Source organism: Marinobacter sp. LV10R510-11A (assembly GCF_900215155.1).
GTDB lineage: Bacteria > Pseudomonadota > Gammaproteobacteria > Pseudomonadales > Oleiphilaceae > Marinobacter.
Genome location: NZ_LT907980.1, coordinates 2,917,649 through 2,943,830, shown reverse-complemented (window position 1 = coordinate 2,943,830; position 26,182 = coordinate 2,917,649). Strand labels below are relative to the sequence as shown.

Below are 26,182 nucleotides of genomic sequence, written 5' to 3'. Positions count from 1 at the left end.
AGCCTGAAGAGTGCATCAAAGCCACAAGTCACCAATAGGAGTTTGCGGGCTGAAGTGATGAAGTATCTCGGCCTGCAGTAATTCCGCAGTGGCAATGGCATCAATCAGAGCGTTATGGGCGGCGTAGTGAGGCAGCCCATAGCGTTTTCTGCTGTCTGCCAAGCGGATAGATACCGATTGCTTACCCATAACCCGTTGCACAAAAGACGGTTGCCGATCTGGGTGCAGGTGCGCCTCAATGGCCATGGTGTCGATCACTGGGAAACGAATCCCCTCATTAAGGCGGCTCAGCAAAGCCACATTCAGGAAAGGTCGCTCGATATTCCTGAAGTGCACCACGGGAATGCGGCCGTTCAGGCTGGCAAAGACCTCCTCAAGTATTTCTGACAGATCCGGCGCTGCGTCTATGTCGGCGTGGGTGATGCCGTGAAAGGTAACTGACGTTTGGTGTAGCGGTAGTCTGGGGCGAACTACCCAGTGTTTTGCCTGGTTAAGCTGAATGGCGTCCAGTGTAAAGGGTACCAGCCCAATACTGACGATCGAGTGCCCCTCTGCCTCCATACCTGTGGTCTCAAAATCCAGTGCCACCATGGGCACCTCGGATATTGGGGTTTCCGCAGAGGGGCAGCCAGCTTCGTAAAAGGCTTTCAGTACGGGCGCTTCGGCACTGTTGGCTAGAGCTTGGTACTGCTCTGGCCAAGGCAAGCGTTTTACGGCATCGGGTATGGATGGGATCTCAGACATGCCGAGTCGCCTGGGTGTTGTAACGGAACCGGAGAAACTTCTGGGCGTTGCTAACAACCTGGAAAGCATCCTTCAGATGGCTACGCTCAAATGGCGACAAGTCTTCTGGCCGCACGTTGTTGTCCGGCTCTTCACCCGCCTCGAGAGACAGTGCCTGGTGGCGTATGCGCACAATAGAAATGAACTCGAGCGCGTCTCTCAAGTTACCTAAATCATCTTCAAGGATAAGCTTGGTGCTGCCGATATCCTTCAGACGCTCAAAGGAGTTCTGTGCCCGGGAACCGCATGCCAGAGCGTGAATGCGGATAAGATCAGACAGAGGCGCCGTGCCCCGACGCTTTAGGTTGAACGTTTTCTGGTGCTTGCCGTCTTCCTCGAGCACAAAGGTGCGGAAAAAGCCGAGCGGGGGCGTGCGGTTGAGTGCATTGCGCGCCATCAAGGTTAAGAAAAGCTGACTGTTACTGGCTTTTTCTGCAATCAGAGTTTTGAGATCTTCTGCAAACCCCGTACGGCCGTAGATGCCATCGAGATCAAAGAAGATGTTGCTGTTCAGCAGGGCTTCCGCCTTGGGGTTTCCAATCCAGTCGATAAAGTAACTCCGCCATACCTTTAAAGGTTGGCGCCACTTTGGGTTGGTGGCCATGATATCGCCAGTGCAGTAGATATAGCCGCAATCGGCCAGGCCGTCGGACACAAACTTCGCCAGCGCCAGAAAGTACTCATCGTGCTCTTCCGGCACAAAGCTGTCGTCTAGAATCATGGCGTTGTCTTGGTCGGTCACCACCAACTGTTCGTCCCGCGCCATGGAACCCAGAGCCATGAAGCAGTAGGGCACAGGTGGTGGGCCCAGTTCTTCCTCACCCAACTCCAGCAGGCGCTGGGTAAAGCTGCGGCCAATACCGGCCATGGCACTGCCGATCATGTGCGAGTTGGCATCTTCATTGACCATACGCACAAAGCTGTCGCGGACATCGCGGCTGATTTTCTTCAGGCCTTTTACATGCTTTTGATGGTAGATATTGCTTACTAGGTACAGGCTGCTTTGGCTTTCATATTTCACAATATCCGCAAGCGCGACCACGCCCCGAACCTCATGGCCATCTACCACCGGAAGGTGGTGCACGTTGTTGTGCAACATGGTGAGCATGGCTTCAAAGATATAGCTGCTGGCACGTATGGTGATCAGCCCTTCAGACATGATTTCGCTGACGGGTGTTTCAGAGGGCAGTGCTTCGGTGACAGCGCGGGTGCGCAGATCACGGTCGGTGATAATGCCCGCCAGGCGTGCACTGTCGCCCTCACCGTCCATCAGTAGCAGAGCCGATACGCCGTTATCCGTCATAATGCGCGCGGCTTCCTGCAACCGCACGGTGCTGGGTGCTGACACGGTTTTACGGGAGATCAGGCGGCTAACGCGGGAGGTCATCAGTGCGTTGGACTTTTCCCGGCGTGAGAGCGCCGAGCGCAAACGGCTGCGATCCTCTATCTCCACAAAGTCGGCAAAGCTTTCATCGTTTTCAAACACGGAATGGAAGATCTCGGCTGGCACTCGGTATAGCAGGCTGTCTTCTAGCGCCCGGGCAGGAAACCGCACCTGCCGCTGCATAAGAAGGCCAAACTGGCCGAAAATTTCGCCCTCACCTATGCGGTTATAGAGCTCGCCGGAGCGACGGAAAATTTCCACGGCACCGCTGCGCAAATAATACATGTGGGTGCTGGGTTGCCCTGTTTCCAGGATCTGGGTTCCCGCTCGCACATAGCTGATTTCAATGCTGGCAGTGAGCTGATTAACCAGCTCCTCCGGCATGTCGTTAAACGGCGAATGCTGGACAAGGTGGTTGCGGATATCGATCAGTTCAGCCTGCATGCTGTCTCCCGGATGAAAAAATAGCGCTTTGGCAAAACTATAGCAGAAACCACCGGTTGCGCGGCGAGGCCGGGGTTTTTGCTTTGCGGCGTATCAGCCGGTTAGCATGCCTGCATGATTCTGAGAGAAACACCCAAACATGCATACTCTTGTTCTTGGCGGCATCCGTTCAGGTAAAACCGCGCTTGCAGAGCGCTTGGCATCAAACACAGCAAATAGCTCCGTTGTGTATCTCGCCACGGCAACGGCGAATGATGACGAGATGCGGGCGCGTATTCAGCGCCACCAGCAGCAACGCCCCGCCGACTGGGGGCTGGAGGAAGAGGCGCTTGCTCTGGGGCAGGTGCTTGCCCGCTATGCACAGACACAGAGCGCGCCGTGCCTTCTGGTGGACTGCATGAGCCTGTGGCTGAGTAACCTGCTGCACGCCGGTGAAGAAACGTTTGCCTGTGAGCGAGAAGCGTTTTTACAACACGTAAGCCGTTATCCCGGCGAGCTGGTAATTGTTAGCAACGAAGTAGGGCTGGGTACGATTGGGATGGATCCGCTCACCCGCCGGTTTGCCGATGAGCTGGGTTGGCTGAATCAGTCACTGGCAACGGTAAGCGACAAGGTGGTGATGAGTGTCGCCGGGTTGTCTATGGTGTTGAAGCCGTGAATGCTCCGTGCGCCACCAGGCTTTGAAACCGCCCGTGATCTGAGGTGTCTACCCGTATTCTGCTTCGGCAAGCATAAGGTGTGGTTAGGCTGGAGAATGAGTGCTGCAGTGGGATGTTCATGGCGTTCGCAATAACCATCCTTATGACACCGCCGTGGCAAACAATCAGTACATTCTGGCCCGCAAGCGCTTGTTGCCAGTGATGCCAACTTTCAACAACACGTTGGTTGAAGTGCGCAGCCCGCTCACCGCCCGGTGGCGTGCAGGCAACCGGGTCCGCCCAGAACCGGCTGAGCCTGTCGCCATCGCTGGCCATTACCTCATCCGCCGTGCGCCCTTCCCAATCTCCAAAGTTGATCTCTCGCAGGCGTTCATCTTTGTTTAGAGGGATTCCGTAGCGGTCTGCCAATTCCTGAGCAAAGTGAACGCAGCGCAGCATGGGTGAGGTGACAATCGCATCCCAGGTATCGGTTTCCGTAATAGCGCCCCGCATTTGCTGCCAGCCAGCCTCGCTTAACGGGTCGTCTTTGCTGCCACGATACATGGGCCCACCTTCGGGCTCGCCATGGCGAATGAGATCAAACACTGTGGTGCTATCAGACATCGTGACTGCCCTCTTTATAACTACTCTTTGTTACTACTCTTTGTTACTAACCCCAGCGTCTTCAAAGCTGGCCATGCCGTTGTGTAGCTCACAGGCAATTCTAAGCAGTGGAACGGCTGTAGCTGCACCGCTACCCTCGCCAAGGCGCATGCCAAGATCAAGCAGTGGTTCGGCATTCAGTGCTGACAAAATAGCCTGGTGGCCAGGCTCGGCAGAACGGTGGGCAAATAGTAGCCATGGGCGAATGTCTGGTTGATGGCTTATGGCAATCAACGCGGCTACAGAGACAATATAACCGTCAATCAGCACCGGAATGGATCGCGCTGCACAGCCGGCAATGGCGCCCACCAACGCCGCAATCTCAAAGCCGCCAAAGGCTTTGAGCACGGCCATCGCATCTTCGCCATCATCATCGTTATCGTGGCGCTGAACAGCACTGATAATAACTTCGGCTTTGTGGCGTACGCCGGCTACGTCTAAGCCTGTGCCGGGGCCGGTCAGCTTCATAGGGTTCTTACCCATCAGCGAACACGCCATGGCTGTTGCCGACGTGGTGTTACCTATGCCCATTTCGCCGCCTATAAACAATTGGCAGCCCTTATCTGCCGCCCGCTGAGCCGCTGCATCGCCATGTGTAAGCGCGGCGCATACCTGCTCGGTGGTCATGGCATCAATTTCCGCAAAATTGCGGGTGCACGGAGCGATGCGGGCATCTATTACGCCCGGTAAATCAGGCGCGACGTCTGCAACCGTGCCGAGGTTAACAACTTCCAGCTCCGCGCCCAGTGATTTGGCCAATACACTGATTGCCGCGCCACCACTGGCAAAGTTGGCAATCATCTGGGCAGTAACCGCCTGGGGGTATGCGGAAATCCCTTCCTCACAAATACCGTGATCACCCACAAACACACTAATTTGGACGCGATCAAGCGTCGGCTTGTCTGTGCCCTGAAGCCCAGCAAGCTGAACCGCAACATTTTCCAGCCGGCCTAGAGATCCTGCGGGTTTGGTCAACACGCTTTGGCGCTGTGCGGCCCGCTCAAAAAAACGTGCTTCGGGTTGCTGGGGAGAGGTAGTCCAACTGCTAGGAAACGACATTTCACATACCTTTAGGCATCAATAGACGGTAAAGCGGGTTCTGATTACGGAGGTGGAGCTTGAGTTCAATCCAATACAATGCGGGATCATACTCCGACTGGATGTAATCAGGTAGGCTTGACGGCTTCACCTTTTGACCGGCCCGGGAACACCTGTGTTGTTATTCGCTCCCTTCATTGTTTGTGTGCTTGCTCTCGCACTTGATCACTTATTGGGCGAGCCACGCCGCATGCACCCGATTGTTGGGTTTGGGCGGTTGGTAACCGTTGTAGAAAAGAGGCTCAACATCGCACCAGAAAACCCCTGGCGAAGTCTACCTGCGGGGATGTTAGCGGTGCTTTTGCTAACGGTACCCATGCTGATCTTGGCCGTTTGGGTTTCTGTGGCACTTGAGGGGCTATTGTTGATGCTAGCTCAGGCAGTAATGCTCTGGTTGGCGATTTCTCTTAGAGGGCTGGCGGAGCATGGGCAAGCTGTAGCGCAACCGCTGCATGAGGGTGACCTTGACGGGGCTCGTGAACAGGTTAGCCGTATTGTCAGCCGCCAAGCCAGTGCGCTGGATGAGCAAGGCGTGGCCGCTGCGGCGACCGAGTCCATGCTTGAAAACGGAGCAGATGCGGTGTTTGCCAGCCTGTTCTGGTTCCTGATAGCGGGTATTCCAGGCGTGGTTTTGCATCGAATGGTGAATACCCTGGATGCCATGTGGGGGTATCGCAACCCGCGATTTCTGTATTTTGGCCGGGCTGCAGCGCGGCTGGATGACCTGATGGGCTGGGTGCCCGCCCGGCTGACAGCGCTCACCTATATGCTGTTGGGCGACCGCAAGCTGGCTTGGTGGTGCTGGCGAACCCAAGCGCCACTATGGGACAGCCCCAATGCCGGGCCTGTTATGGCGGCGGGTGCAGGTGCATTAAATGTGCGGCTTGGTGGGCCCTCGCCTTATCCCTCTGGTGTTAAGCAGCGCCCGACTCTGGGTGGCATTCAGGATGCGAGTTCAGCCAGTATTGAAGCTGCAATCACGCTGGTGCGGCACGGGGTTTGGCTCTGGGTTGGTGTTGTTCTGGCAGTGACAGCGCTTATCTTTTTGATGGTGCACTCATAATGATGTTGGAACACGGTGGGCGGTTGAATGAAGCGGCAGAACGTTGGGGCATTCCCCGCGCTGATTGGCTGGACCTGTCCACTGGCATAAACCCGATTGGCTGGCCGGTGCCCGATATACCGGCGGAGCTATGGCAAAGGCTGCCGGAAGCCGATGACGGGCTCGAGGAGATTATTCGCCAGTGGTCCGGCGCGCCTTTCTCTGCAGCCTGTGTTCCTGTGCCCGGCAGCCAAGCGGCCATTATGGCTTTGCCGAGATTGCGCAAACCCTGCCGTGTCGGCATACCTGTGCCTGGCTATCGTGAACATGGGCACAGCTGGCGAAATGCGGGCCACACGGTTATCCCCATAGGGCCTGAGCAAACCCGTTGTGGCGCGTCAGGTTGCGATAATCGTTGGTTAGATCAGCTGGATGTGCTGGTGTGGATTAACCCCAATAATCCCACCGGGGAAATAATCCCGCCCTCTACATTGATGCGCTGGTGCCAGCGGCTCCAAAAGCGCGGTGGCTGGTTGGTTGTTGATGAGGCATTTATGGATGCTACGCCAGCGTTCAGTTTGTGTTCTCATGCTGGGCTGCCAGGTTTAATAGTGCTCCGCTCGCTTGGGAAGTTTTTTGGTTTGGCGGGCGTGCGCGCCGGGGTGGTGCTTGCGGACTCTGCAGTTGCTGATGCTTTAAAGCGAGTGCTTGGCCCTTGGTCGCTTGGTGGGCCGGCTCGCTACGTGATGGCGCAGGCGCTGAGCGATACGGATTGGCAGCTTCAGGCTCGTGCCCGCTTGCAGCGGAGTGCGGGCAGATTGCGCGGGGTGTTGCAGGCAGCCGGGCTTACGCTGGCTGGTGGTAGTGCGCTGTTCCTGACAGTTCGCACTGATTATCCACGGCTGCTGGCGGATCAACTGGCTGAGCAGGGGGTTTTGGTTCGGGTCTTTGAGCAGCCGGGAATGTCGAGGTTTGGCCTGGCAGCAGATGAAAGTCAGTGGCGAAAGCTGGAAATGGCTTTGGTTGGAAAGAGTTGTGATTAGTCATTGACCAAACATTAACGCATTGTTAGCCTTTCCCGGCGTTTGTAGGTGCTGTTGTGGTGCAATCATCGTCGTTACAACAGTGAAACGGGAAGCCGGTTAAAGTCCGGCACTGCCCCCGCAACGGTAAGTGAGTGATCGGCGAAGAGAGATGCCACTGTGCGCAAGCATGGGAAGGCTTACGCTGCTCAGTATTACAACTCACAAGTCCGGAGACCGGCCTGTAAACACACCGAACGCTGCGGAGGGCAGTTGCGGTGGGTAAACACCGGCCTGTCTTACGGAATTTCCCCACCCTTTGTATTGCTCCAGCCTGGCTTGCCGCCGGGTTTTCTCTCCCTTTGCAGCACCAATAATCAGCCATGCGGGTGCGCGTGGTGCGTATTTGAGTGCGTTTTATGAAAGTCTCCCGGCCAGTTATCAGAGCTCTGGTAGTCCCGTTTGCGTTTAGCCCCCTCTCAATTGCCATCGCTCAGGATTCACAGACTCCTCAGTTAGACCCGATTGTTGTCACGGCAACTCTTGGGCCGAAAACGGTGGGCGAAAGCCTGACGTCCGTTACTGTCATTGAGGAAGATGATATTCGCTATCAACAACCCAAAGAGTTTCGTGAGCTCATTGAATCTCAGCCTGGTGTGTCTGTAGTGCCCAATGGCTCTTTTGGTAAAACAACGAGTGTTTTCATCCGAGGGAATTCTTCAGATGCTTCGGTGCTTTTGGTTGATGGTATTCGGATTCGTTCCGCAACTCTCGGCGGGGCTGCTTGGCAGCATCTGCCACCACAATTAATTAACCGAGTTGAGATTGTTCGGGGAAGCCGCAGCAGTCTATATGGCGCTGACGCCACTGGCGGCGTGATACAGGCTTTTACTTTGCCTCAAAATGAGGGGGAGACTGGCTGGCTAGAAGCGGGTGGTGGCAACTATAACAGCCAGCAGTATGCTGCAGGAGCTGCGCTTGCGAACGACTCTTCAAAGCTCAGCATTGGTATAAATCAGTTCCGTACAGATGGTGCGCCTGTAGTTACTGGCGGGGAAGATAAAAGCTATAAGAATACGTCTGGTGTGGCAAGTGGACGTCATCAATTTGATAATGGTGTCCGTCTTGGCTTCACATTCCTGAATGCCGAAGGTAACACTGAGTATGACGGCGGGGAACAAGACTTCGTCTTTCAGGTTGCAGGTGTGAATCTGGATGTTCCAATTACCGCAAATTGGCGCGCATCATTGCAGTTTTCTGATGCGAGAGACGAAATGGAAGATTTCAGCTCATTTCCTGGAGTATTTAATACTAGAACGAGAAATTCTCGATTAGAGAATTGGCTGACCTTTGGGGCGCACGAGTTTGTGTTGGGCGCTGAGTATACGGTGGATCAGGTAGATAGCACCGTAGTTTATGATGAACGTAGCCGTTCTAATAGTGCGTTTTTTAGCCAGGCATTATTGAATTTTGACGCTCTGGATGTCCATTTGAGCTTACGAAGTGACGACAATGAAACGTTCGGTACAGAGCAAACTTGGGGTGTAGGAGTTGGGTATGCTCTGAATAAAAATTATCGGGTACGCGCCAGTGCCGGCACTTCGTTCAAGGCACCGACTTTTAATGATCTCTATTATCCGGGTTTTGGCAATCCTGACCTTCAGCCAGAAGAAGCAACTAGCTATGAGCTTGGAATAGAAGGCCGTTATACAAGATGGTTTTGGGACGCAGCTGTATTCCAATCCGATGTAGAAGACCTATCTCTGCCATCGCAAAATGCCGCTGGGAGTATACCGGAAGCTCGGTTGCGTGGCGTCGAACTTAGTAGTGGTTGGCGTCAAAATGGCTGGAACTTGAGGGCGGTTGCGAGTGTCGGTGATTTCGAGAACAAGGAAGATGGAAAGCAACTGATACGCAGGGCGGAGAACACCATTCGTGTAGATCTAGACAAAGAAGTAGGTACTTGGGTTTTTGGAACAACAATCAGGGCTGAAGACCAGCGCCCTGATCAGTATTACGACATGAGCACTTTTAGTAGCGTGCGTACACAAATGCCAGGTTATGGCGTATGGGATCTTCGCGCCCAGAAAACGTTTGCCTCAGGTTTTGTCGCTTCCCTAACTGTTGGTAACGTGTTGGACAAAGAATATGCTACAGCGAAAAAAGATGTTAGCACCGATTACATCAGCGCTGGTCGCCTTGCATTCCTCTCTGTGAGGTACAATTTTGGCCATTAATATGTGTGGCAACTAGTTTTGTTCAGCCTGGACGATAGTTTGAATACTAGGACGCATGGAATCAATGTATGGCCAGTCTTGGCCATTCTGGTTTTCGTTGTTTTTACGCTATATGGCAGAGAGAGCTTTGCCGCTCTCTGCGTCCAGGATGATCTCAAGAAAGAAGTGTGTCTAACGCAGTCAGCAAAAAGAATAGTTTCGCTGTCTCCTGGCGCCAGCGAGTTATTGTTCTCTGCTGGCGCAGGTGATTTAGTGGTCGCCGTCGTAGCGTACAGCGATTACCCTCCGGCAGCTCAGAAGCTACCCTCCGTTGGTAATCACACCCGAATAGATCTCGAAGCCCTACTGGCACTCGATCCAGATCTGGTGATTACTTGGGTAACGGGCAACCCGCCAGCACAGGTTGAGCTGCTGCAAGAGCTAGGCTTGCCTCTGTTTGCCATTGAACCCCGCACATTCGAAGGGGTTTCCAGTGCTATTGAGCGCCTCTCTGTTTTGGCAGGAACGGAGGCCGAGGGTTTTGCGGAAGCTAAACGCTTTCGTACTGGCATTGCTGAGCTGTCTGAGCAGTACCGCAATGCCGAACCGATACCGGTTTTCTATCAGGTGTGGGAGCAGCCTCTGATGACGATCAATAATGATCATTTGATTGGCAAGGTTCTGCAGTTGTGTGGTGGGGTCAATGTGTTTGGCGATATGCCGCGCCTGGTACCGCGGATCAGCGCAGAAGTTGTGTTGCAAGCCAACCCTCAAGCCATTCTTACCGGAAGTTCCGAAGGTGTAAACGATGGCCAACTCGACCGATGGAAAGGTTATTCTGGATTGGGTGCGGTAGCCCGGGACAATCTTGTTTTTGTTCCAGCATCACCGATTTCCAGACCCACCCCCAGGCTTCTCGAAGCCAGCAAATTGATCTGTCAAAAGCTGGATGTTGCCCGTGAACATTGATGACACGAATGAGCAATTGTGGGCTTGCTGTCAGTGATCCGCTCTCTGCTTGTCCTTGGTGTGCTGGCTTTGGCCGCTATGTTGCTGGCCCTTGCCATAGGCAGTGTGACTATCCCGCTGCCTGATCTCTGGCAGGTTGTTCAGGGCGAAGGCAGTGCATTAAACCGTACCCTCCTGTTGGATCTGCGTCTGCCGCGCGCACTCGCGGCGTTTGCCACCGGTGGTCTGTTGGGTGTAGCAGGCGCGCTTATGCAAGTGCTGCTGCGCAACCCCTTGGCCGATCCCTATATTTTGGGGTTATCTGGCGGTGCTGCCGTCGGGGCTCTGTTAGCTATGCTGGCTGGAATGGGAACACTGCTGATATCGGGTTCAGCCTTTGCCGGCGCCATGCTGGCCATCTTACTAGTATTTGGCCTCGCTCATGGTACCGGCAGTTGGACGCCTACCCGCCTCTTGCTCACTGGCGTTGTGGTTGCATCCGGCTGGGGGGCGGTGATTACGTTAATGCTGGCAATTACTCCGTCCTACAAACTTCCCGGCATGCTGTACTGGCTGATGGGCGATGTTTCATACGCCCGCACACCCTGGCCGGCATTGGTTGTGCTGGTTGTATCCATCGTATTGATTATGCCGCTTGCCCGGAATCTTAATGTGCTGGCGCGCGGCCCTATGCAAGCAGCCGCGCTTGGCGTCTCTGTGCGGCCGTTGGAATGGACGGTTTATCTGTTCGCTGGCCTGCTAACGGCTACTGCTGTAACGACGGCGGGCAGTATCGGCTTTGTGGGCCTGATTGTGCCTCACATGCTCCGGCTGGTGCTGGGCAATGACCAGCGCATTATCCTGCCTGCCAGCGCTTTGGCCGGTGGTACATTGCTGGTGCTTGCGGATACTCTGGCACGTACTGTCGTTGCTCCCGAACAGTTGCCGGTTGGCGTCATTACCGCCTTGTTGGGTGTGCCCATGTTCCTGTACCTGCTGCACCGGAGCCGTTGATGAGCACGTTGCATACGCGCGATCTGATTATAAACATCCCGGGAAGGCCGGATGGCTTTGCACTGAATCTCAGCATTGAGCCTGGCCAGATATGGGGCGTGCTTGGTCCCAACGGTGCCGGGAAAACCACCCTGCTTCATACACTCGCCGGTTTACGTCCCGCTCGCAGCGGAAAGGTGATGCTGAATGAATCGTCGCTATCAGAGCTGAAGCGCCGTGATATTGCCCAACAAGTCGGCCTGGTGTTTCAGGAGCGGCAGGACAGTTTTCCGGCGACAGTCATGGAAGCCGCCCTTATCGGCCGTCATCCTTGGTTGTCGCCTTGGGAAAATGAGCAGGGTGAAGATCAGGAGCGTGCGCAGCAGGCATTGGCTGCGTTGGATGTCGGTCACTTGTCTGATCGCTTGCTGGACACATTGTCTGGTGGTGAGCGTCAGCGTGTCGCCATCGCTACGCTGATGACCCAAAATCCCAATGTCTGGCTCCTGGATGAGCCCACCAACCATCTGGATCTGCACCATCAGGTAAAAGTGATGAACCTGCTTCGTGATCAGGCCCAGTCTGGTAAAGCCGTTTTTATGTGCCTGCACGACCTGAATTTGGCCGCTCGCTGGTGCAGCCATGTTTTGCTGCTTTATACCAATGGCGATGCCTGCTGGGGGCCGGCAGAAAATATGCTGGTGCCTGATGCGCTGGAGCGCTTATACAACCAGCGATTGATGACCCTTAAGGCAGACGGTGTGTTGGTGTTTGTGCCGGCACAATAAATCAATTTTTCTGGGAGACATACACCATGAAGGAACGCGCAAAAGACCCCGAACGCCACGCCAAACGCATGGCAGCCAAGCAGAAAATCATGCACGAACGAATCGCCAATGCTCAGAAAGAGCAGGGCATATTGCTGGTTCTGACCGGTCCGGGCAAAGGTAAAAGCAGCTCGGGTTTTGGCATGGTGGCCCGCTCTTTGGGGCACGGCATGAAAGTAGGCATCGTGCAGTTCATCAAAGGTGCATTCAGCACCGGCGAAGAAGCCTTCTTCCGGGATTTGCCCAATGTGGACTACCACGTGATGGGGCAGGGCTACACCTGGGAGACCCAGAACCGTGAGCAGGACGTGGCCTCCGCCAATGCTGCCTGGGACATAGTTGCCGGCATGTTGAAAGATGATAGCTATGATTTGATTATGCTGGATGAACTCAACATTGCGCTGAAGTACGATTACCTTGATCTGGATCGTGTACTGGATGATCTGCAGGCCCGTCCTGAGATGCAGCATGTGGTTGTCACCGGCCGTAACGCCCCGCAAGAGCTGATCGACATCGCCGATACGGTCACCGAAATGGGCGTTGTGAAGCACGCTTTCAACGATCAGGGCATCAAGGCCCAGAAGGGTGTCGAACTGTAAATGACCACCCTGATGATCCAGGGCACCACCTCCGACGCAGGTAAAACCACCGTTGTTGCGGCCCTGTGTCGCTGGCTGGCCCGTCAAGGTGTGTCGGTAGCACCGTTCAAGCCCCAAAACATGGCTCTGAACAGTGCAGTCACAGTGGATGGCGGTGAGATCGGTCGCTCCACGGCGCTGCAGGCATTGGCCTGTGGCCTTGAACCCCACAGCGACATGAACCCGGTATTGCTCAAGCCCCAAAGCGACTGTGGCGCCCAGGTTATTCTGCGCGGCCAAGTGCATGGCAATATGGATGCACTGGATTATCACGCTTACAAAGCCGAGGCCATGACGGCGGTTATGGAAGCCTGGCGTTCACTCAGCGAACGCTACGATGTGATCATTGCCGAGGGTGCAGGTAGCCCGGCTGAGATTAACCTGCGCGCCAACGACGTCGCCAACATGGGCTTTGCAGAGGCGACGGATTGCCTACCTTCACGGCTTGATTGTGGATTCCGAAGACAGCATCGGTACTTCGGGCACCAGCGAAGCTGAGGCTCTCAACGTGATTGTGCCTGTTGTACCCCGCATCAGTAATCACAACGATTTTGATCCGTTGCGCCTGCATCCAGGCGTGAACCTTCAGTTTATCGGCCCGGATCAGCCCATTCCGCCGGCGGATCTTATTATCCTTCCCGGTAGCAAAAGCACCCGCGCGGATCTGACTTGGCTGCACGCGCAGGGCGGGGCACAGGTGTTGCGCTGGACGATGAGGCGTTGCTGACCAAATTGACAAAGTAAGCGGCTATGAAATTTTATGATACCCACGAGCCTACAATCTGACGATCTGGGGCGCCACGCTCGACGCCGAAAAAACCCACCGCAGCCTTGGCCACGTTAAAGAGTTTCTGGATCCACTGCGTCGCAGCGGTTGGTGACAGGTTTAGTAGTTTGTAAATTTTACTAACGTTTACAAAGCAGGGATTGTTAACAGTCGGTAATGCTGAAATAATATTTTGAGATATTTCTATTGATTTCAATCACAAAGATAACTTAATGCCTCCCCCGTGCACCTCTGCTCATGAGGTTTTTCTTTCGGGATAAGAATCTACATAGTTTGTGTTCGCCTGCTTATACTCGCTGGCTTCAGAAAAGGTATCTGAGAAACTCTATGAACCCGTTGAAGCATTTCGTGAGCATTAATAAATGAGCGACGCCCAGCAACAGGATGAAGCCAACTCAGATACTCGCTTTCGCCAGAAAGTGTTGAGCTGGGTAGCCGCATTAACATTGCCCGTTATTGCTCTTGGCAACTTTTCTGAAGCAATCATGATTGTTGAAAGTGCCACCGACCGTGCCATATCGACCTTTACCAATATTCCCGAATACAAAGACCTAGGTTATCTCCAGTCTGGCATAAGCTTGGATTACGCCAGAGAAATATTCGGTACGCCGCAAGTCAGTCGCAACTTGGAGCGGGAACTAAGCGCAGAATATTTTTTTGATGAAAAATACCTACTTACCCTGCTTGTGAAATCAGATGAAGTTGCTGGTTTTGTTGTGATCAGCCTTCAGGAAGGCTTTGCCCCGTCTGTGTTCGGCGAGTGGGGAGGTGACCTCGGGGAGTTTACCTTTGCAGAGCTGAAAGGTATGCCGGACGAGTTTGTTGCGGACTGGACAAAAAACAGTGCGACTTACCTCGAATCAGTCAATCTTGGGGGAGGGTCGCTGAATCAAAAGGCCTTTGCCGGTTGGGTCAATTACGGTGATGGCAGTCGTGAGCAAGGACTGGCAGAACTTTATCAGAGCGTCTTGCTGGGTGGTGATTCCGAAGCGTTGCGCAAGGTCTTGCGCGAGTCGACCAAACCTAATGTTTATGGTTGGGGCACTGTGTCCCTTGGCGATCTGAAATCGTCAATCCTGAGCCCGGCGGATCTGGGTCATTATCTCTCGGCCTATCAGTAATAAAACGACAATCGAAGGAGCGTGTAATGATTCATTCAAAGATCAAATTAGTAACCGCAATGTTGGCAGCAAGCCTGATGGCAGGTTGTGCCAGCAATCAGGCGCCTGAACAGCCCACATCCAATAGCGGCTTGCCAGCCTGGGTTATGACGCCTGCTAGTGTGGCAGGAGAGGGCGCATTGGCAGCCACGGAGTGCGTTCCCGATAACGCCAACATGAGCATTCTTAAAGCCAAATCCGTTGCTTTGGCTCGAGCGGCATTGGCGCAGCAGATCGGGGTGAATGTCCAGGCGATGGACAAAACCTATCAGACACTCACCGAGAACGGTGACGAAGCGGGCTCAGGCTCTACTTTCGAGAGTGTCTCGAAGCAGGTGGCTGATCAGATGCTCAACGGCGCGATTCCCCAGCGAATGGATTATCTGGAAGGCCCGGGCGACAAGATGCTGTTCTGCAGCATGGTAGTGCTGGCCCCAGAGAAGAATCGCAAGATTTTCGAGCAAATTATCGACAAGTCCAACCGTCAGTTGAACCCCAACAACGAAGCCCTGTTGTATCAGGAATATCGCGCCAAGCGTGCGGCTGAAGAGCTAGACGAAGCCCTAGAAGGATAAGAAATGAGTCGTTTTCGTAGAGCCATGTCTGTGCTGCTGATTGGTTGCCCTCTTGCATTGGGTAGCTACCACTTAGCTGCAAAATCTGAATACAAATCGGGCGACTCGGGCTTTGCGGCGTATAAGCAAGACGTGCAGCAAGGCTACGCGTCCTATCGGGACCAGGTGCAGAAAGAGGCGCGTGAATTCGCAGCGCTTCATGAACAGGTATCGGCTGGTTACGAGAGCCGAATTGCCGATGTATGGGCTGATCCTGAGCAGTCGTCCCAAACCCGCTGGGTGCTCTACGAAGACGAGTATAAACGCAAGCGCGTCGTTGATTTTAAGAAGGGCACGATCGTTTGGTCTACGCCTGAGCGTTACGCCAATTCTGGCTTTGATCTGGCGGAGGCTAAAACCGTGCTTGCTGAGCTGATGTCGCTCACGCATCGGCAAGCTTTTGAGCAGGACGAAGTGGCGAGCGAGGTTGAATCCAAGAGTCTTGCCCAGTTCGATCATCTGGAAACGGCGGAGCTGGATGACAAGCCTGTTTTGCCCGCCTACCTGTTTGGTGATAGTGCGGCGAGCCAGTCACGGGTTGATGGGGCGATTGACTCCATGGTTGCCTCGGCCAAGAAGGTTGAGCGAAATCAACAGGGACAATCAGTTGTCGTTTGGACTTTTCCGATGGCAATTGATGAGGGCTCAATCGAGCCGCCAACAGTCGAAACGCCGCAATCTAAGCCAATGTCCAAGCCTAAGGCTAAACCCAAGATCAAGGCAGCACCGACTCCCATGCTGGGCTCAGGTGAAGTATGGAGGACGAAAGCCATCGACGCGGATCAGCTTAAGCATCTCCCAGCTCGGGCGCGTCCTTTCGTTTCATCTATCAACCGTGAAAACGTGAAGTTCGAGCTTTCAGCAGAACTACTGCTGGCCATTATGGAGACAGAGTCGGCTTTTAACCCGATGGCAAAATCACCGATTCCCGCTTTCGGCCTTATGCAAATAGTACCGGCTAGCGCAGGGCAAGACGCAACCGAGAAGCTGTTTGGTAAGCCTAGGCTGCTTGCACCGTCTTATCTTTACAATCCTGAAAACAATATTAAGGTTGGTGCGGCTTATTTCAATATTCTGTATTACCGCTATTTCCGCGGTATCGAGGATCCGCTCTCTCGCCTGTACTGCTCGATTGCGGCCTATAACACAGGGCCGGGCAACGTATCCAAGGCTTTAACCGGTAACTCCATGGCTCTCAAGCCGGCTACTCGTATCGCCAATACCATGTCGCCCTCAGAGGTTCACGCCCATTTGATGAGCAATCTGCCTTATGAGGAGACGGTTAACTATCTGCGCAAAGTGACCAGTCGTTTGGCCAAGTATGAGGAGGTACTGTCGAGTGATTAACGTGCGTACTAATAGCCCGGCGCTTCTGATTACCCTGTTCTTAAGCCTTGTGCTGAGCGGATGTGCGAGCAACGGCAAATCGGGAGTGTTGGCGGAATGGGTGCTCAGCCCGCCGGTAGATACCTCGTCAACAATTTACGGGGTTGGTGAAGGAATGGCATTGCGTGGCGCGCGAGATGATGCCCTGGCAGTGATTGCGGGGAAGCTTGAAACCCACGTGACGTCCGATGTTCAAACCGAAACAGTGCTGACGGATGGTCAAGAAACTTCAAAAACGCGAAATCGCGTTCGTACGACCACAGAATCGTTAAAATTGTCGGAGTTTCGGACGGTCAATAATGCCCAGGCTGGTAACCGACTGTTCGTGTTGTTATCTGTGGATCGTCAAACCCTAGTCGATTCCATCCTAAAGGATATTGATCGGTTGGGCCGGGAAATTGACGCTCGCCTATCCGATGTAGAAAACAGCACCCGTGTGAAATACCTTTACCGTCTTACCCTTGCCCGAGGCCTGATCACAGAGGCTATCGATAAGGTCTTGCTGGTGCAGTCAGCCGGTCAGGATGGCAGTTTGAGGCAGGGGGCGTTGTCTCGGTATCAGTCGTTGCTGGCAGAGCGCGACCGTATTCAGCAGTCCCTGAACCTGGCAGTAACTTGGGACCCTTACACGTCGAATGTTGGCGAAGAGCTTTTGACGATGCTGTTGGAGCTTGGTTTGCGAGCAGAAGTTGGTACCCCAAATGGAAATTATGATGGCGTGATTGCCGTGACTGGCGACCCTTCCAAACGTGAAATATTTGATGAGTATCACGTTCAGCTGAAGGCACTGATTTCGCTTAATGATAACAAAGGTAGTGAGATCTCATCTGCTCGTTACGACGCTGCCGCCAGCTCGCTTACCGATTTTGATCTGGCGTTGAAAACAACAAACCGATTGGTTGCTGAGGAAATTCAAGAGCGTGGTATTTGGCGTGCTCTGAATATGCATAAAGAGCCTTGAGTGCGGGGCCCGTGTTCAAGTTTTTAAAAAAAGGAGTTAGTTTCATGATGAGAAGTACTTTAACGCTGAGTGTGGTTATTGCTGGTGTGTTGGCTGCAGGCTGCTCTTCAACACCAATTGTTAAGCAAGAGCATCTGACGGATATAATGGATTTGCCGGTTTCCGCGTCGAACCCATCGCCGCGTGGCGCAGATGTCAGTAAGGTCGTGATTTTCGATGTCGACACTTCGAATTCGGGAACAGCGGACAAGGCCCAAGCAGGCGAGCCAATTCGTTTTGCTATTGACGGTTATCTTAACGACGCGGGTGCAGAACTGGTTGATCGCACTCTGGCCGCAGAGCTAAAAGATGAAGTGCTCAGGGCAGAAATGGGCGGAGCAGGAGCTTATAAAGGTGCACCAGTTGCAGACTATGCTATTAAAACAACGGTGACACAGGCAAGTTTCGGTACAAGCTTCACTGAAGCCAGTAGCTGGACTGACGATGACGGTAAACGCCGCACAACCCCGCCCAAGTGCAGCTATTCTGGCAAAGTGAGTATTAGCGTAAACGTCTACACGGTTCCAGAATTGACGCGCGTTAAATCATTTCGTGGCCAGGGCAGTGAGAGCAGCTCTGAGGAAACGCGCAACTCCAATTGCCCGGCTAACGGCGGTAACTTGGTTCGTGCGGCAGCCAAAGATTCCGTTTATGAAGTTCAGGAAGAGTTGAAGGCTTTCTTCTCCCCTACCGGCTACGTTCTTGAAGGTTATAAAACCTCCGAAGGCAAATTTGTACTGAAGACATCTTTGACGTCAGATCTGGGTGCAAAGGCTGGTGGGAATGTTCGCCTGATTAACGTAACGGCCGATGGCGATCGCTATCCGGTTGGTGAAGGTAGAATCGGCGATCCCGTTGTTCGCAGCGGGGCTTTTGTGGTTGTAGACGATGAAGTGATTTCAAAAGTACGCGTCGGTGATGAAGTGCGTGTCGATCACAGCTGCTCATTCATGGGTTGCAATATGGATTCAACTCTTGGGATGAACTGAAGTTTCTATTGTAATTGTTGAATAGAAATCGCATCCGAACCGCAGTCTTAAGGCTGCGGTTTTTTTTGGGCTTCTTCAACGCCTCAAAACCAATAATCACATCCATCAGTTCATTGGTTATTTCGTCTTGCCGTACCGATCTCAACTCACCTTTTACATCTTCTATGCGCTCATCCACGGACTGCTCCGCCTGCTGCATAAGGGCCAAACGCGCCGAGTTTTCAGTGACCATGGCTTCTGCGGAGGCGCGGAAAACACTGGCAAAGATATGGCTGCGAATCAGCGATGACAGCAGGGCTTCCGCCTCCATGGTGTAATCCGGAAGCGAGCGGGAATTCCAGTGTTTTGAGCGTTGTAGCAACGCAGGCTCCAGTGGCAGAAGCCTTTGTGTCACCGGTTCCCGCAGGCCCTGTTCGCCACGCTGGGTGAACGCCAGAGTGACGGCCAGGCGGTACAGTGGTTGTCCCCGGCTGAATTTGTCTATGCGGGTAACTATGTCGCCGGCAATGCGGCCGATGCCTTCGGCAGACGCCGGTGGTAGCAGAACAGCATCGGGCGTCAGGCCCTGATCATCCAGGGCATCGTTCATCTGCGCGCCAATGCAGAGCATGCGTTTTTTGCCGTTTGTTGGTGCTTGGTCGTGCTGCTTAACGATCTCCGCGAGAACCTCGTTGTAGTTGCCACAAAGACCGTGGTCGGAGCCGAACACGATCACCAGATGCTCCAGCGCGTCCTCCTGGCGCAGGGCGATCCCGCCGGTTCGGTAAGCGAAGGCGGCGAAACCCTGAAGTATGGTCTGGTGATAGGCTTCGATTGATCGGGCAGCGTGTTCATAAGGTGACGCGTTAATCGCCGACAGGGTTTTCATGGTGTGGACAATGCCACGAATGCTGGTCAGCGTTTCGCTGTGGCGAGTTAGGGTCTCAAGCGTCTGGGCCATTACTGACCTCGTTTGCGCTGGGTGAACGGCTCGCAGGCAGCGCGTTGCGAGCGGTCGTGATAATCCGTTCTCGGTCTTCTTTGCTTAGCCCTTTGTTTTCACTGATGCGCTCGTCAATGAACTGCAATTGTTTGCTGGCAGCGGCACGGATACGTGCCATGGCATCGGTCAGTTGCTGCTCAGACAAGGTATCGAAAAGTCCTTCCATTGCGGCAATCAAAACCGCCAGTTGCTCAGCGGCCGGCATGGGGTCACGTTCGGCTTGGCGCAACGCTGTGCGAACGGCTGCGCCCCGGGTTAGCCGTGCGCGGGTTGTGTCGTCCAGCCGCGTACCAAAGCGCGCGAAGTCCTCCAGCTCTTCAAACTGCGACAAGGTAACCCGCAAGTTACCAGCCACTTCGCGTAGGGCGCGGCTCTGGGCCTTGCCACCTACCCGAGAGACCGACAGCCCCAGATCAACCGCAGGAAACTGGTTTTTGCGTACCAGCCTTGGCGAGAGGTAAATCTGGCCATCGGTAATGGAAATCAGGTTGGTGGGAATATAGGCCGACAGGTTCTCCGCCTGGGTTTCTACCACCGGCAATGCGGTAATCGAGCCACCGCCGACTTCCTGGGTAAACTGGCCGGCCCGCTCCAGCAAGCGGGCGTGGACGTAGAAAATATCGCCGGGGAAGGCTTCACGTCCCGGGGGCCGGCGTAAGAGCAGCGACAGTTCCCGGTAGGAGCGAGCGTGGTGGGTCAGGTCGTCAAAAATGATCAGCACATCCCGGCCCTGATCTGAAAAGTACTCGGCCATGGCCATAGCGGCATAGGGTGCGATGTAGGCTAGCCCCGGTGTTTCTTCATCACCAACAGACATGATTACGCTGCGTGCCAGCATGTTGCCTTTTTTCACGGCAGCGATCACCCGGGAGACCGCATCACCACGCTGTCCGATGGCGCAATAGATACAGATAACCTGTGATCGCGACTGATTGAGGATGGTGTCCACAGCAATGGAGGTTTTACCTGTCTGGCGATCGCCGATGATCAGCTCGCGTTGGCCCAGGCCAACGGGGACAGCGGCATCGATGGCTTTGATACCGGTTGCCAGTGGCCGAAAGATAGCCGAACGGCTTAAAACGCCCGGCGCTTCCGCTTCAATCGGTGTTTCGGCCACTGCTACGATAGGCCCTAGACCGTCTCTTGGGCGGCCCATGGCATCAACCACGCGCCCGAGCAGTGCGGGGCCAACGGGCACACTCACCACCTTACGTGTGCGCCGCACATCCTCGCCCATGGTTATGAGTTCAGAGGGGCCAAGCAGGATGACACCAAGCCGGCCGGGCTCCAGATCTAGCACTATGCCGCGCACGCCGCATTCAAATATCAGTAACTCATCCGCCAATGCGCGGGCGAGGCCGGTAACAACAGCAACACCGTCGCCCACTTCCGTTACCCTGCCAACTTCGGTCAGCACCGGGGCGGGCGTAGGCGTCGCTAGCAGCGCTTCCCGCCAGCTATCAAACTGCTCGGGAGAATGCAGCTCAGAGTGGGATTGAGGGCGCGGTTGAGAGTGGGATTGAGAGTGCTTTTCCGAAGCGCTGTGATCGGTGTCGGTCATAGCGTTTTATCTATCCTTTTTGTGCACAACGGGGTTTAAGCATCACCGGGCTGAACTCGCCCGGAAGCACCGGCACCCATGCGTTCGCTTAACAGCGCATCAAACTCTTCGGTGTAGCTGTCGACCGTCCAGGCAACTTGCGCGCCGCCAATACGCAGAACCAGCCCCGGCGCTTGCTGCGGGTCGGTTTCAAAGTGCAGAGTCATGCTTGGCAACAGGCTTTTGAGATCTGCCTGCATCAGCGCCTGCGCCGCATCCGGTAAGGGATCGCGGGTGGTGGCTACCGCCTCCTTGCTGTCGCCTGCGGCTTCGGAAAGCTCGCTCGCAATCGGGCGCAGTCTTGCGCTGACGTGGCGAACAATAGCTTCTTCCAGCGATTCATCCGCGAGATCGCGCAGGGCTTTGCGAGTGAGTTCCAGCAGGGTTTCTTCTCCGGCTCGCTGCAGCTGAGCCGTGAATTTCTGGCGCTCTCGTTCAAGGTGTTTGTGCCAGTCTTTCTGCTCTTGCTCAAGCTTGGTGCGTGCTTCGGCCAGCAGAGAGTCACGCTGGTTTTCTGATTCTTGCAGGGCCTGTTCGATTGCCGAATCTTGATCTGACAGCAGCTGTTTTTGCTGTTGGCGAAATTCCGTTTCTGCCGTCTGCGCCTTTTTTTCCGCCTCTCCGGCTTCGGCCATGCGGCGGGTTATCTCAGCCTCGCGGGCATCAATACCGTCAAGGATTGGGCGGTAGAGAAAGCGTTTCAGCAGCCAAACCAGCACCAGGAAGTTGGCGATCTGCGCGATAACGGTAATCCAGTCAATGGACATGATTGGCTCTAGCCTCCTGCGGCGGCTGCCCGTCCTTCGCCCAGAGCGGGGCCAATGGCACCTATGGCGATGGTAAAGCCGGCGGTAAAAATCGAAATGGCCGCAATGATGGCAAGATCGGTCATGACTTATCCTCGTGCTGTGGTGATGAAGGGTCTGGCTCTGCTGTAGCAGATGAGATGTAAACGGTGGCGAGAATGGCGAAAATGTAGGCTTGGATCATGCCGGTTAGTAATCCGAGCATGTCCATTATCACCGGGAAGAAAAACGGCGCGACGGTAAGCAAAATGGCTGCGATAACGGCGCCACTCATCACGTTGCCGTAAAGCCGAATGGCCAGAGATATGCCCCGTGAGAATTCACCGATGATGTTGAACGGCAGCATAATAACTGAAGGCTCAATAAACGTTTTGAGATACCGGCCTACACCGCCGCTGGCAATTCCGAATACAGGTACAGCCACCAACACAGACAAGGCCAGGGCTACCGTGGTGGATAACGAAGAGGTGGGTGGCGAAAACCCAGGTATCACCAGCATCAAGTTTGATAAGGCAATGAACAGAAACAAGGTACCAGCAAAGTACATCACGTGGCGCGCGGAGTTACGGGTAACTTCTTCGATTTGGCCCTGAATCAGCTTTACGATGACTTCCAGAGCGGTGCGCCAGCGATTGGGCGGCACATCGGCCCGTAGATTGCGGGTAATCATCATGGAAATACCCACCAGCAGTGCCATCACGATCCAGGTGTTGACGAGGGTGGCGTTGACCTCCCAGCCGGCAAGCGTGAAAACAATAATGTCATCAGGGGTAAGTTGCATTATGCGCCCTCTTGTTTGGCGGTGGCGGGTGTTTTGCTCACCCTGGCCCAGAGCACGGCAATCAGCCGGGCTAGGAAAAACGCCAGCCCGTAGCCGGCCACTGCCCAGTTGCTCCCGGCGCTTGCGGTTACCCAAAAACCAACGGCCAGCAGTACCGCAATGCGGCAGAAAGAACTGGCCATCAGCCAGAGCCCGGGTCGGTCAGAACCCAGGGCGCGTCGCATACCCCAAGCCAGGCCCGCAAAGAACAGGGCGCTGAAGGGCAAACCCACTGAAACTCCCAGCAGTACCGCTTGCCAGTCTACTGTTATCACCGTTTGTCTCCCTTCTGATTCGGGCCTTCTTTATCGATCCAGCTCCAAGCAATAATGCCCCCGACGACTACGCCACCCAGAATTAATGCAATGGGCCAGGAAAAGGTCTGTGGCACCACCTTGTTCAGCCATAATCCCAGAAATGCGCCACCCACTGTGGGCACCGCGATGGACCAGCCGATGATCCCGAAGGCGCCCAGCCCCCGCAGAGGGCTGAACCCGGGCTCAGTGCGCGCGCGCTTCATGCGTTCAGCACTGCGGCGGATGTCTTCTGCAGAACGGTCGTTTTTCGTACTCATACCGTGGGTTTCCGCAAGTCGCCAAAGCGCCGGACTATGCCTGCTTCAAGCCGTGACAGCGCCGAGCGGGCAACCCGTTCTTCTTCGTCTACTTCGATAAAGGCGGTTTGGATGGTCTCGTGCAGAGAGTCGAGATCCTTGCCCTGAACACCGCGACGTATGGCGATGTCTACCTGGTGGCCTGTTTTCATCAGCACGCCTTCATCAACGCCAAAAAATAGTTCTGTGCCGTCTGCTGAGGTGAGAATCAGCACTGAGGGCACCAGTGCCGTAACGAAGTCCGTATGGTTCGGTAGCATGCCAAACGCACCGTTTTGAGCTGTTGCAAACAGCCGTTGTGCGCTGCCTTCGAACAGCGTGCGGGTTGGCAGCCGCAGCGTTACCTGCATGGTGTTCGCAAGGCTCATGATTTTTTCTCCAGATCCTTCAGCGAGCCAATCATGTAGTAGTCGGTTTCGTTATCGTGGAATTCCGTCTGGTTCAGGATGGTTTCGCAGCCGTCTAGAGTGTCCTTGATGGATACGCGCCTGCCGCTATCACCGGTTAACGCGCCGACGGTGAAAAACGGTTGCGTGAGAAAGCGCTCAAGTCGTCGCGCCCGGGCCACGGTGGAGCGGTCGGCGGCAGAGAGCTCTTCCATGCCCAGCATCGCAATAATATCGCGTAGGTCTTCGTACTCGGCCAGGGTGCGCCTTACCGCGCGGGCAATGTCATAATGGCGTTGGCCGACCATGGCGGATGTAAGCATAACGGAGGCGGAGCCAAGCGGATCGACCGCGGGATACAAGCCCTCACTGGCGCGCTTGCGCGAAAGCACCACAGAGGCGGAAAGATGCGAGAAAATATGCGCTGCTGCCGGATCGGTGAAGTCATCCGCAGGCACGTACACCGCCTGAATAGAGGTGATCGCGCCGTTGCGTGTGGAGGTAATACGCTCCTGCAGTGTGGCCAATTCGGTGGCCAGCGTGGGTTGATAACCAACCCGCGAGGGCATCCGGCCCATGAGCCCCGAGATCTCCGAGCCCGCCTGCACGAAGCGGAAAATATTATCGATGAGCAGCAGCACATCCTGCTTTTGATCATCGCGGAAGTACTCAGCCATGGTGAGCGCGGTTTTGCCCACTAGAAAACGCACGCCCGGGGCTTCGTTCATCTGGCCGAACAACATGACGGTTTTGTCCCGCACGCCGGCGTCGCCCATTTCGCGATATAGCTCTTCTGCTTCCCGCGAGCGTTCGCCAATGCCGCAGAACAGGCTGACCCCCTGATAATGCTGAACCGTGTTGTTGATCAATTCGGTGATCAGTACGGTTTTGCCGACCCCAGCGCCGCCGAACAGCCCGGTTTTACCACCGCGCTCTATGGGTGATAGTAAATCGATCGCCTTGATGCCGGTTTCGAGGATGTCGCTGTGTATAACGCGATCTTCCAAGGCCGGAGGAGGCTGATGAATGGAGCGTCGGATCGTTGTGGCGGGCGCTGGTTTGCCGTCAATGGGTTCGCCAAACACGTTGAGCATGCGCCCCAGTACCGCGTCGCCCACCGGTACTTGGATCGGTGCTCCGGTGGCCCGCACCGACATGCCTAGGCCGAGCCCGCGCACAGGTGCCAAGGCCATGCAGCGCACGGCACCGCTTTCCAGCAAGGAGGTCACTTCCAGCGCCAGCTTACCGGCATAGATCAAGTCGTGGATGCGCGGAGAGGTTCCCGGGAACTTTACATCAACCACACCGCCGCGAATTCCCACGATCTGTCCGGCATCGTCATTGCCAGCATCCGGCATCAGATTCGCATCGTTAACGACCAGACTAGACATAATAACGTGCCTGAATAGTCATGAGTTTTCAGCAGCTGTTCTGGTAATAAGCGTCCCCGCATGGCCATCCAGAATAGCGAGAGCATCCTCCAGCCGGCCAATGCCGCTGATGCCGCCAGCCTCCGCGAAATCGCAGGCTGCTTTCACCTTCGGCCCCATGGAACCGGCTGGCACATCCAGTGTCCTTGCCTGTTCCGGGGTGGCTGTGCGAACCGGGGCTGCCGCTGGTTTGCCAAAGTCGCGATACACCGCATCCACGTCGGTCAGCAGTAGGAGGGCATCCGCGCCCAACTCCCGTGCCAGCAAAGCGCTGGCGGCATCCTTGTCGATGACGGCCTCAACGCCAGTCATGCTGCCGTCGTTACGGCGCAGTACCGGAATACCACCACCACCGGTGCAGATAACAACCACACCCTGAGCCAGTAGCAATTTCAGCACGCGCATATCAGGGATTTCTTTGGGAGCGGGCGAGGGCACTACTCTGCGCCACTTGTCGCCATCGGCTGCGATATGCCAGCCGGCCGCCGCTGCCCGGGATTCTGCTTCTTCTTTATCGTAAACCGGGCCGATAAATTTGGTCGGGTTGGCGAAAGCTGGGTCGTCTCGATCGACAACCACCTGTGTGAGCAGAGTTGCCACCGGGCGATCATGGCCCAGAGCATTCTCCATTTCCTGCTCGATCATATAACCAATCATGCCGCCAGTTTCGGCGCCCAACACATCCAGCGGATAGGCCTCTTCAGGTTTGTAGGCGGCACCCTGTAGTGCCAGCAGACCTACCTGAGGGCCGTTGCCGTGGGTAATCACCAGCTGATGCCCAGCACGCACCAGTTCAGCCAATGATTTTGCTGCGGTTTGAACGTTGGTGCGCTGGGCCTCAGCCGTCAGTGGCTCGCCGCGTTTCAACAGGGCGTTGCCGCCCAGAGCTGCAACAATCAGCATACTGTGCATC

26 protein-coding genes, 1 pseudogene and 1 riboswitch are annotated in these 26,182 nt (G+C 55.0%); of the genes and pseudogenes, 14 read left to right on the top strand and 13 right to left on the bottom strand.

Features of this window, described 5'->3' with window-relative positions; all coding sequences use genetic code 11:
• Positions 1-15 precede the first annotated feature (15 nt).
• On the bottom strand, positions 16-744 hold the full coding sequence (locus tag CPH80_RS14105) for a 3'-5' exonuclease (protein WP_096278751.1): 729 nt from the start codon (positions 742-744) through the stop codon (positions 16-18).
• Complete coding sequence (locus tag CPH80_RS14100; protein ID WP_096278749.1) at positions 737-2,611, bottom strand: putative nucleotidyltransferase substrate binding domain-containing protein; 1,875 nt, start codon at positions 2,609-2,611, stop codon at positions 737-739. The genes CPH80_RS14105 and CPH80_RS14100 overlap by 8 nt, the downstream gene beginning before the upstream one ends.
• Before the next feature lie 139 nt (positions 2,612-2,750).
• Between CPH80_RS14100 and cobU the strand changes: the two genes are divergently transcribed.
• Positions 2,751-3,269, top strand: coding sequence for a bifunctional adenosylcobinamide kinase/adenosylcobinamide-phosphate guanylyltransferase (cobU, locus tag CPH80_RS14095; RefSeq protein ID WP_096278747.1), 519 nt, complete (start codon positions 2,751-2,753; stop codon positions 3,267-3,269).
• Here cobU and CPH80_RS14090 read toward each other — a convergent pair.
• Both CPH80_RS14090 and cobT read right to left on the bottom strand, forming a co-directional pair.
• Complete coding sequence (locus tag CPH80_RS14090) at positions 3,250-3,873, bottom strand: histidine phosphatase family protein (protein ID WP_096278745.1); 624 nt, start codon at positions 3,871-3,873, stop codon at positions 3,250-3,252. The two genes, cobU and CPH80_RS14090, sit on opposite strands and share 20 nt — an antisense overlap.
• A 33-nt stretch (positions 3,874-3,906) precedes the next feature.
• The gene (gene cobT / locus CPH80_RS14085) at positions 3,907-4,971 is read right to left on the bottom strand and encodes a nicotinate-nucleotide--dimethylbenzimidazole phosphoribosyltransferase (protein ID WP_096278744.1); all 1,065 of its coding nucleotides are present in this window, start codon (positions 4,969-4,971) and stop codon (positions 3,907-3,909) included.
• Positions 4,972-5,125: 154 nt separating this feature from the next.
• Here cobT and cbiB point away from each other — a divergent pair, with 154 nt between their 5' ends.
• The 13 genes and pseudogenes from cbiB (at position 5,126) to CPH80_RS14020 (ending at position 18,632) form a co-directional block, all read left to right on the top strand.
• Complete coding sequence (cbiB, locus tag CPH80_RS14080; protein WP_172898606.1) at positions 5,126-6,073, top strand: adenosylcobinamide-phosphate synthase CbiB; 948 nt, start codon at positions 5,126-5,128, stop codon at positions 6,071-6,073.
• A gap of 2 nt (positions 6,074-6,075) precedes the next feature.
• Positions 6,076-7,095, top strand: a complete 1,020-nt coding sequence (cobD, locus tag CPH80_RS14075; RefSeq protein ID WP_096281638.1) for a threonine-phosphate decarboxylase CobD — start codon at positions 6,076-6,078, stop codon at positions 7,093-7,095.
• 29 nt (positions 7,096-7,124) lie between these two features.
• Positions 7,125-7,335: riboswitch (cobalamin riboswitch) on the top strand.
• A 158-nt stretch (positions 7,336-7,493) separates the two neighbouring features.
• Positions 7,494-9,311: a TonB-dependent receptor domain-containing protein gene (locus tag CPH80_RS14070; RefSeq protein WP_096278740.1), complete on the top strand. Its 1,818-nt coding sequence runs from the start codon at positions 7,494-7,496 to the stop codon at positions 9,309-9,311.
• Between the two features lie 165 nt (positions 9,312-9,476).
• Positions 9,477-10,259, top strand: a complete 783-nt coding sequence (locus tag CPH80_RS14065; protein WP_227520496.1) for a cobalamin-binding protein — start codon at positions 9,477-9,479, stop codon at positions 10,257-10,259.
• A gap of 33 nt (positions 10,260-10,292) precedes the next feature.
• A complete protein-coding gene (locus CPH80_RS14060) occupies positions 10,293-11,252 on the top strand; it encodes a FecCD family ABC transporter permease (protein WP_096281636.1) in 960 nt (319 codons plus the stop codon).
• Positions 11,252-12,019 carry an ABC transporter ATP-binding protein gene (locus tag CPH80_RS14055; RefSeq protein WP_096278736.1) on the top strand — a complete coding sequence of 256 codons (768 nt, stop codon included), beginning with the start codon at positions 11,252-11,254 and terminating at the stop codon, positions 12,017-12,019. The genes CPH80_RS14060 and CPH80_RS14055 overlap by 1 nt, the downstream gene beginning before the upstream one ends.
• Positions 12,020-12,045: 26 nt before the next feature.
• Positions 12,046-12,657: a cob(I)yrinic acid a,c-diamide adenosyltransferase gene (gene cobO / locus CPH80_RS14050; protein WP_096278734.1), complete on the top strand. Its 612-nt coding sequence runs from the start codon at positions 12,046-12,048 to the stop codon at positions 12,655-12,657.
• A pseudogene (locus tag CPH80_RS14045) lies at positions 12,658-13,384 on the top strand (AAA family ATPase); the annotation flags it as partial.
• Positions 13,385-13,845: 461 nt separating this feature from the next.
• Positions 13,846-14,604: an ETEC_3214 domain-containing protein gene (locus tag CPH80_RS14040; protein WP_096278732.1), complete on the top strand. Its 759-nt coding sequence runs from the start codon at positions 13,846-13,848 to the stop codon at positions 14,602-14,604.
• A 26-nt stretch (positions 14,605-14,630) separates the two neighbouring features.
• A complete protein-coding gene (locus CPH80_RS14035; protein WP_096278730.1) occupies positions 14,631-15,218 on the top strand; it encodes a hypothetical protein in 588 nt (195 codons plus the stop codon).
• 3 nt (positions 15,219-15,221) lie between these two features.
• Entirely contained in the window at positions 15,222-16,604 is a 1,383-nt protein-coding gene (locus CPH80_RS14030) for a transglycosylase SLT domain-containing protein (protein ID WP_096278728.1), read from the top strand.
• The gene (locus CPH80_RS14025) at positions 16,597-17,604 is read left to right on the top strand and encodes an LPP20 family lipoprotein (RefSeq protein ID WP_157746899.1); all 1,008 of its coding nucleotides are present in this window, start codon (positions 16,597-16,599) and stop codon (positions 17,602-17,604) included. The genes CPH80_RS14030 and CPH80_RS14025 overlap by 8 nt, the downstream gene beginning before the upstream one ends.
• Positions 17,605-17,615: 11 nt before the next feature.
• On the top strand, positions 17,616-18,632 hold the full coding sequence (locus CPH80_RS14020) for a hypothetical protein (protein ID WP_134031561.1): 1,017 nt from the start codon (positions 17,616-17,618) through the stop codon (positions 18,630-18,632).
• Here the strand turns inward: CPH80_RS14020 and CPH80_RS14015 are convergent.
• From CPH80_RS14015 to arcC, 9 genes are all read right to left on the bottom strand, one after another.
• Positions 18,592-19,572 carry a F0F1 ATP synthase subunit gamma gene (locus tag CPH80_RS14015; protein WP_096278722.1) on the bottom strand — a complete coding sequence of 327 codons (981 nt, stop codon included), beginning with the start codon at positions 19,570-19,572 and terminating at the stop codon, positions 18,592-18,594. The genes CPH80_RS14020 and CPH80_RS14015 overlap by 41 nt on opposite strands.
• A complete protein-coding gene (locus CPH80_RS14010; RefSeq protein ID WP_096278720.1) occupies positions 19,556-21,175 on the bottom strand; it encodes a F0F1 ATP synthase subunit alpha in 1,620 nt (539 codons plus the stop codon). Before CPH80_RS14010 ends, CPH80_RS14015 begins: the two co-directional genes overlap by 17 nt.
• A 35-nt stretch (positions 21,176-21,210) precedes the next feature.
• Entirely contained in the window at positions 21,211-21,981 is a 771-nt protein-coding gene (locus tag CPH80_RS14005) for a F0F1 ATP synthase subunit B (RefSeq protein ID WP_096278718.1), read from the bottom strand.
• A gap of 121 nt (positions 21,982-22,102) precedes the next feature.
• Entirely contained in the window at positions 22,103-22,801 is a 699-nt protein-coding gene (locus CPH80_RS13995; protein WP_096278716.1) for a F0F1 ATP synthase subunit A, read from the bottom strand.
• The gene (locus CPH80_RS13990; protein WP_227520166.1) at positions 22,801-23,115 is read right to left on the bottom strand and encodes an ATP synthase subunit I; all 315 of its coding nucleotides are present in this window, start codon (positions 23,113-23,115) and stop codon (positions 22,801-22,803) included. The genes CPH80_RS13995 and CPH80_RS13990 overlap by 1 nt, the downstream gene beginning before the upstream one ends.
• A complete protein-coding gene (locus CPH80_RS13985; RefSeq protein ID WP_096278714.1) occupies positions 23,112-23,414 on the bottom strand; it encodes an AtpZ/AtpI family protein in 303 nt (100 codons plus the stop codon). Before CPH80_RS13985 ends, CPH80_RS13990 begins: the two co-directional genes overlap by 4 nt.
• Positions 23,411-23,821, bottom strand: a complete 411-nt coding sequence (locus CPH80_RS13980; RefSeq protein WP_096278712.1) for an ATPase — start codon at positions 23,819-23,821, stop codon at positions 23,411-23,413. The genes CPH80_RS13985 and CPH80_RS13980 overlap by 4 nt, the downstream gene beginning before the upstream one ends.
• Complete coding sequence (gene atpD / locus CPH80_RS13975) at positions 23,818-25,200, bottom strand: F0F1 ATP synthase subunit beta (protein ID WP_413772271.1); 1,383 nt, start codon at positions 25,198-25,200, stop codon at positions 23,818-23,820. The genes CPH80_RS13980 and atpD overlap by 4 nt, the downstream gene beginning before the upstream one ends.
• Before the next feature lie 48 nt (positions 25,201-25,248).
• Positions 25,249-26,172, bottom strand: coding sequence for a carbamate kinase (gene arcC, locus CPH80_RS13970; RefSeq protein ID WP_096278711.1), 924 nt, complete (start codon positions 26,170-26,172; stop codon positions 25,249-25,251).
• Between the last annotated feature and the right edge of the window lie 10 nt (positions 26,173-26,182).